Source organism: Solirhodobacter sp. (genome assembly GCF_964715405.1).
Genome location: NZ_CBAICG010000043.1, coordinates 22,918 through 29,234 on the forward strand (window position 1 = coordinate 22,918; position 6,317 = coordinate 29,234).

Genomic DNA, 6,317 nt, shown 5'->3' on the forward strand with positions numbered 1-6,317 from the left:
GTTTTTTCCGGAGTCGACCGTGCCCAAAGCCCTTTCGCGCCGCTGGCCCCTTGACCTTGTCCGCGCGCTCGCCGTCGCGCTCGCCGTGCTGGCCCTGCCCGCCGTGCTGCGCGCCGACACCGCAGCCCCCGCGTTCCAGCCGAAGCTCGGGCCCGCCGAGGCGTTTTCCTTCGACACGCTGACCGCCAGGGCCGAGGCGCTGGCGAAACAGCCCTATGCCCCGCACATCGTCCAGCACCCCGAGCTTTACGACAAGATCGACTACGACGCCTACTGGCACATCCGCGTCAAGCCCGAGGATACCGTCTTCGCAGGCTCGGTTCCGGTGCAGTTCTTCCACGAGGGCACCTATTTCCGCAATCCGGTCGGGATGCATCTGGTCGAGAACGGCCAGTCGCGCGAGGTGCTCTATTCTTCGGACTACTTCGACATGCCGAAGGACAGCCCGGCCCAGGCGGTGCAGTCCGAGGCCGGGTTCGCCGGCTTCCGCCTGATGCGGCCCGACCTCAAATCCGACTGGATCAGCTTTCTCGGCGCCGCCTATTTCCGCACCGATGGCGCCGACCGCCAATACGGGCTTTCGGCCCGCGGCATCGCGCTGAACACCGGCATGGCGCAGCCCGAAGAGTTTCCCCGCTTCACCGACTTCTGGATCGAGGGCAACCCCGACGGCACCGTGACGATCTACGCGCTGATGGATGGCCCCTCGGTCTCGGGCGCGTTCAAGATGACCGGGCGCGACAGCGATGGCCAGGTGCTGACCATCTCCAGCCACCTCTTTTTCCGCGGGCCGGTGGGCCGCCTGGGCATCGCACCCCTGACCTCGATGTTCTGGTATTCCGAGGCGAACCGCCTGCAAGGTTTCGACTGGCGCCCCGAGGTGCACGACTCGGATGGCCTCGCCATGATCTCGGGCACCGGCGAGCGGATCTGGCGCCCGCTGAACGATCCCGACCGGGTCGTCACCTCCAGCTTTTCGGACAACAACCCCAAAGGCTTCGGCTTGATTCAGCGCGACCGCGACTTCGAGCATTTTCAGGATGACGGCGTGTTCTACAACAAGCGCCCCTCGGTCTGGGTCGAGCCGATCGGCGACTGGGGCCCCGGCGCGGTGCAACTGGTCGAGATCCCGACCGATGACGAGATTTTCGACAACGTCGTCGCCTATTGGGTGCCCAAGGCCGAGCCCGAGAAGGGCGCCCAGGTCGCGCTCGATTACAAGCTTTACTGGACCCGTCAGGAACCGGCCGACTGGCAGGTCGCGCGCACCGTGGCCACCCGGTTCGGCCGCGGCGGGGTGCCGGGCCAGCCACGCCCGGACAGCCAGATCAAGATCGCCATCGACTTCGAAGGCCCGGCGTTGACCGGCCTGACCGTGAAGGACGGCATCACACCCGTGGTTTCGGTGCCCGAGGGCGTCGAGGTGGTGAACCCCTATGTGCTGCCGGTTGTCGGCACCGACCGCTGGCGGCTGATCTTCGACGTCAAGGCGCCCGAGGGGATGGAGACGGTCGACGCCCGCGCCTACCTCGCGCGCAACGACACGCCGCTGACGGAAACCTGGCTGGGCCAGTTGCACCCGGATCAGATCCTGCGCTGGGGTCGGCACTGAGCATCACGCCGGAGCCTCGAATTTTCGCCGAAAATTCGGGGCGCCCGTCAGTCGCGGGCGCTTGACTGGTAGCTCGCCCGTTCAAGCCAGGCCGGGTTGACCTCCACCCCCCAGCCGGGGGCCTCGGTCACCTCGGCCTGCCCGTCAACAATGCGGTAGGGATCGCCCAGGAACAGGCCCTGCTGCCAGGGGTAGTAGTCCGCCCCCTCGATCGAGAACTCGAGATACTTCCCGGCGTTCGGGATCGCGCGCAGCAGGTGCATGGTGCACATCGTCACGAGGCCAAGATTGGCGGCATGGGGCGTGCAGGGCAGCCCCGCCGCCGCCGCCATCCGCGCCACCTCCAGCGTCCGGGTCAGGCCGCCCATGTACATCACGTCGGGCTGCACGATATCCACCGCGCGCAGCGCGATCATCTGGCGCCAGGTGCCGTAGTCGCAGTCCTGCTCGCCCCCCGTCACGTCAAGGCTCAGCGCGTCGGTGACCTCTTTCGTCTGCTCCAGCTCCCAGTAGGGGCACGGTTCCTCGTAGTGGCTGATGCCGTGCTGCTCCAGCATCCGCCCGACCTCGATCGCCCGCCGGGGCGAAAAGCCGGAATTCGCGTCGACCAGTTTCGCCACGCCCTGCCCCAGCGCCTTTGCCACCACCGGGATCACCGCCTCGGTTCGCCCCGGCCATTCATCCACGTCGCGCCCGCATTCCGCACCGACGCGCCACTTGAAGGCGTCGAAACCGAACCGATCCCGCAGCGCGCAGAGCCGCGCGGCTTCATTCTCGGGCGTGATGTCGCGGCGCATCGAACTGGCGTAGGCGCGCAGGTGCCCCGGCGTGCCGCCGATCAGGGCGCAGACCGGCTTGCCCGCCAGCTTGCCGCGCAAATCCCACAACGCGGTATCCAAGCCTGCCATCGCGCGGCGCAGGTAGCTGCCGGGATACTTGTGCTCGCGCTCGCCGATCCGCTCCAGGGTATCCGCGAAATCCAAAGCATCCGTTCCCAGCGCCCAAGGCGCGATCTGGCGATGGAAAATGGTGCAGGTGATGTCGGCGTTGTAGGTGGAGACCTGGCCCCAGCCGGTGTCGCCGGTGTCGGTGGTGACCCGGACGAAGCCCACGAATTCGTTCGTGAAGGTTTCCAGCTTGGCAATCTTCATGGCGGCCCTCCCGTTGGCAGGCCGATCATGGCGGCTTCGGCGCCCAAGGCCGCGCCGGAAAGCGACCTCAGGGGGCGGTTTCCTCCACCACCACCAGATCGCGCACCGCGGCGCCCTGCGCGTGGCTCAGCGCCTCGCGGTAGGCGGGCGAGTTGTAGCAGGCCACCGCCGCCTCCAGGCTGGGGAAGCGCGCCACCACGTTGCGGGCGCGGTCGAGGCCCTCAAGCTGCACATAGCGCCCGCCACGGGCGAGGAACACGCCGCCATGCGCGGCGATCGGGGCGCCCGCAAGTTTCGCATAACGCCCGTAGGCCTCGGGGTCCGTCACCGTCACATGGGCAATCCACAGCGCGGTCATCCTACGCCCCGATCACGGCTTCCGCCGCCTTGATGGCCTCATCCGCCTTCGACGCATCCGCGCCGCCCGCCTGCGCCATGTCGGGCCGCCCGCCGCCGCCCTTGCCGCCCATCGCCTCGGCCGCAGCCTTGACGATGGTCACCGCCGACAGCCGCGCCGTCAGGTCGGCGGTCACGCCCGCCGCAACGGCCGGTTTCCCGCCCGTGTCGGCGATCAGCAGCACCGCGCCCGAGCCGAGCCGCGCCTTCATCTCGTCGATCAGCGCGGGCAAATCCTTGCCGGAAACGCCCGAAAGCACCTGAGCCACGAACTTCACTCCATTGATATCCTTGGCTTCCGGCCCACCCGCCGCACCGCCGCCCATCGCGAGTTCGCGGCGCAACTGCGCGACCTCGTTCTGCAACGCGCGGCGTTCCTCCAGCAGCGCCTTCAGCCGGTCGGCCAGTTCGGCCGGTGACGCCTTCACCACCGCCGCCACGTCCGCCAACCGCTCGCGCTGCTCGGCCAGCCAGGTCAGCGCGCCCTCGCCGGTCAGCGCCTCGATCCGCCGCACACCGGCCGAGGATGCGCTGTCGCCCAGCAGCACGCAGACCCCGATCTCGCCCAGCCGCCCGACATGGGTGCCGCCGCACAGTTCCAGCGAATAGGTCCGCCCGTCCAGCCCCTTGCCCGAGCCGTCCTGCGCACCCATCGAGACGACACGGACCTCATCGCCATACTTCTCGCCAAACAGCGCCTGCGCCCCCAGACCCCGCGCGTCGTCGGGGGTCATGATCCGCGTTTCCACCGCGCCGTTCTGGCGGATCATCGCGTTCACTTCGGTCTCGATGGTGGCCATTTCCGCCGCAGAAACCGCCTTGCCGTGGCTGAAGTCGAACCGCAGCCGGTCGGGCGCGTTCAGGCTGCCGCGCTGCGCAATATGCTCGCCCAGCGTGCGCCGCAGCGCCTCGTTCAACAGGTGCGTGGCCGAATGGTTGGCGCGGATCGCCGCGCGGCGGGCATGGTCCACCGTCAGCGCCGCCCCTTGGCCGGGCAGCAGCTTGCCCTCGGTCACCTCGGCCATGTGGATGAACACGCCCTGCGATTTCTTCGTCTCGGTGATGCGCGCCTTGCCGGTATCGGTCGACAGCCACCCGGCATCGCCAACCTGCCCACCCGATTCCGCGTAGAACGGCGTCTGGTTCAGCACCACCTGCACCGCCTCGCCCGTGCCCGCCTCGGCGACGCGCACGCCGCCGCGCACCAAGGCCAGCACCTGACCCTCGGCCGCTTCGGTGTCGTAGCCCAGAAACTCGGTCACGCCACTCGCCTCGGCGATGTCGAACCAGATCGTGGCGTCCTTGGTCTCGCCCGAGCCGGCCCAGCTCGCCCGCGCCTTCTGCTTTTGCGCCTCCATCGCGGCCTCGAAGCCGCCAACGTCGACCGTCAGCCCTTTCTCGCGCAGCGCGTCCTGCGTCAGGTCGAGCGGGAAACCGTAGGTGTCGTACAGCTTGAACGCCGCCTCGCCCGGCAGCGGCGCGCCGCTCGCCAGCTTGGCAAGCTCATCATCCAGCAACCGCAACCCGCGATCCAGCGTCTGCTTGAACCGCGATTCCTCCAGCCGCAGGGTTTCCTCGATCAGCGCCTGCGCCCGGCCGAGTTCCGGGTAGGCCGTGCCCATCTGGCGCACCAGCGCCGGGACCAGGCGATACATCACCGGATCGGTCGCGCCCAGTTGGTGCGCGTGGCGCATGGCGCGCCGCATGATCCGCCGCAGCACATAGCCGCGCCCCTCGTTCGACGGCATCACCCCGTCGGCGATCAGGAAGCTGGTGGACCGCAGGTGGTCGGCGATCACCCGGTGGTGGATCTTGCCGGTGCCGTCGGGATCGGTGCTGGTCGCGTGCGCCGAGGCCTCGATCAGGCTGCGCATCAGGTCGGTGTCGTAGTTGTCGTGCTTGCCCTGCAACAGCGCACCGATCCGCTCCAGCCCCATGCCAGTGTCGATCGACTGCTTGGGCAGCGGGATCAGGCGGCCATCGGCGAACTGCTCGTTCTGCATGAAGACGAGGTTCCAGATTTCGATGAACCGGTCGCCGTCCTGATCGGGCGAGCCCGGCGGGCCGCCCCAGATCTTGTCGCCGTGGTCGAAGAAGATCTCGGTGCAGGGGCCGCAGGGGCCGGTGGGCCCCATGCGCCAGAAGTTGTCATCGGTGGGGATGCGGATGATGCGCTCTTCCGGCAGGCCCGCGACCTTTTTCCAGATCGCCGCGGCCTCGACATCGGTGTGGTAGACGGTGACGCAGAGCTTGTCTTTCGGGATGCCGTAGTCCCTGGTCAGCAATTCCCAGGCGAAGGGGATCGCGTCCTCCTTGAAGTAGTCGCCGAAGCTGAAATTTCCCAGCATCTCGAAGAACGTATGATGGCGCGCGGTGTAGCCCACGTTGTCCAGATCGTTGTGCTTGCCGCCCGCGCGCACGCATTTCTGTGCGGTGGTGGCGCGCGTGTAGTCGCGGTGCTCGACTCCGGTGAAGACGTTCTTGAACTGCACCATGCCGGAGTTGGTGAACATCAGCGTGGGATCGTTGCGCGGCACCAGCGGGCTGGAGGCGACCGCAGTATGGCCGTTGCGCACGAAGAAATCGAGGAAGGTGGAGCGGATATCGTTCAGCGACGGCATGTCTGGCGGGCCTCTTCACGGCTGGGTCGGCATCGCGACGGGTTTAGCCATCTGCGCGGGGCCTGTCCACCCGAACCGCCGACCCGGACGGGCCACACCAGATCAAAAGGCCGACAGCCTGCGCCGTCGGCCCGATCGGTGATGCCGCCCCGGTTGGGGCCTATTCGTCCAGAACCTCCGCACCGCCCGAGATGCCGAAGTCCAGCCCGTGACTGGCCCTGATCTTGTCCTCGATATCGTCGGCGATGGCGGGGTTCGACTTCAGGAACGCCTTGGCATTCTCGCGGCCCTGGCCGATGCGCTCGTCGCCGTAGGAATACCAGGCACCCGACTTTTCCACCACGCCAGCTTTCACGCCGAGATCCAGCAACTCGCCGGTCTTGGAAATGCCCTCGCCGTACATGATGTCGAATTCGACCTCGCGGAACGGCGGGGCGACCTTGTTCTTCACCACCTTCACCTTGGTGGACGATCCCACGACCTCGTCGCGGTCCTTGATCGAGCCGGTGCGGCGGATGTCGAGCCGGACGCTCGCAT

At 67.7% G+C, this 6,317-nt stretch carries 5 protein-coding genes; 1 reads left to right on the forward strand and 4 read right to left on the reverse strand.

The window, feature by feature from the left end; all coding sequences use genetic code 11:
• Nucleotides 1-19 precede the first annotated feature (19 nt).
• Entirely contained in the window at nt 20-1,612 is a 1,593-nt protein-coding gene (locus AC11WY_RS15760) for an OpgD/OpgG family glucan biosynthesis protein (RefSeq protein ID WP_482927209.1), read from the forward strand.
• Between the two features lie 47 nt (nt 1,613-1,659).
• Here AC11WY_RS15760 and AC11WY_RS15765 read toward each other — a convergent pair whose 3' ends face one another.
• The 4 genes from AC11WY_RS15765 to AC11WY_RS15780 all read right to left on the reverse strand — a co-directional run.
• Nucleotides 1,660-2,763 carry a mandelate racemase/muconate lactonizing enzyme family protein gene (locus AC11WY_RS15765; RefSeq protein ID WP_482927213.1) on the reverse strand — a complete coding sequence of 368 codons (1,104 nt, stop codon included), beginning with the start codon at nt 2,761-2,763 and terminating at the stop codon, nt 1,660-1,662.
• 67 nt (nt 2,764-2,830) lie between these two features.
• Nucleotides 2,831-3,121 (reverse strand): DUF1330 domain-containing protein, encoded by a 291-nt coding sequence (locus AC11WY_RS15770; protein WP_482927215.1) that lies wholly within the window; start codon nt 3,119-3,121, stop codon nt 2,831-2,833.
• Nucleotide 3,122: 1 nt separating this feature from the next.
• Nucleotides 3,123-5,780 carry an alanine--tRNA ligase gene (alaS, locus tag AC11WY_RS15775; RefSeq protein WP_482927217.1) on the reverse strand — a complete coding sequence of 886 codons (2,658 nt, stop codon included), beginning with the start codon at nt 5,778-5,780 and terminating at the stop codon, nt 3,123-3,125.
• A gap of 160 nt (nt 5,781-5,940) precedes the next feature.
• A partial coding sequence (locus AC11WY_RS15780; protein WP_482927219.1) for a recombinase RecA family protein occupies nt 5,941-6,317 on the reverse strand: 377 nt, incomplete at its 5' end.

What these genes read in the sequence shown, in the direction of transcription:
- AC11WY_RS15765 (WP_482927213.1), bottom strand. Translation starts at nt 2,763, where the DNA reads ATGAAGATTGCCAAGCTGGAAACCTTCACGAACGAATTCGTGGGCTTC.
- AC11WY_RS15770 (WP_482927215.1), bottom strand. Translation starts at nt 3,121, where the DNA reads ATGACCGCGCTGTGGATTGCCCATGTGACGGTGACGGACCCCGAGGCC.
- alaS (WP_482927217.1), bottom strand. Translation starts at nt 5,780, where the DNA reads ATGCCGTCGCTGAACGATATCCGCTCCACCTTCCTCGATTTCTTCGTG.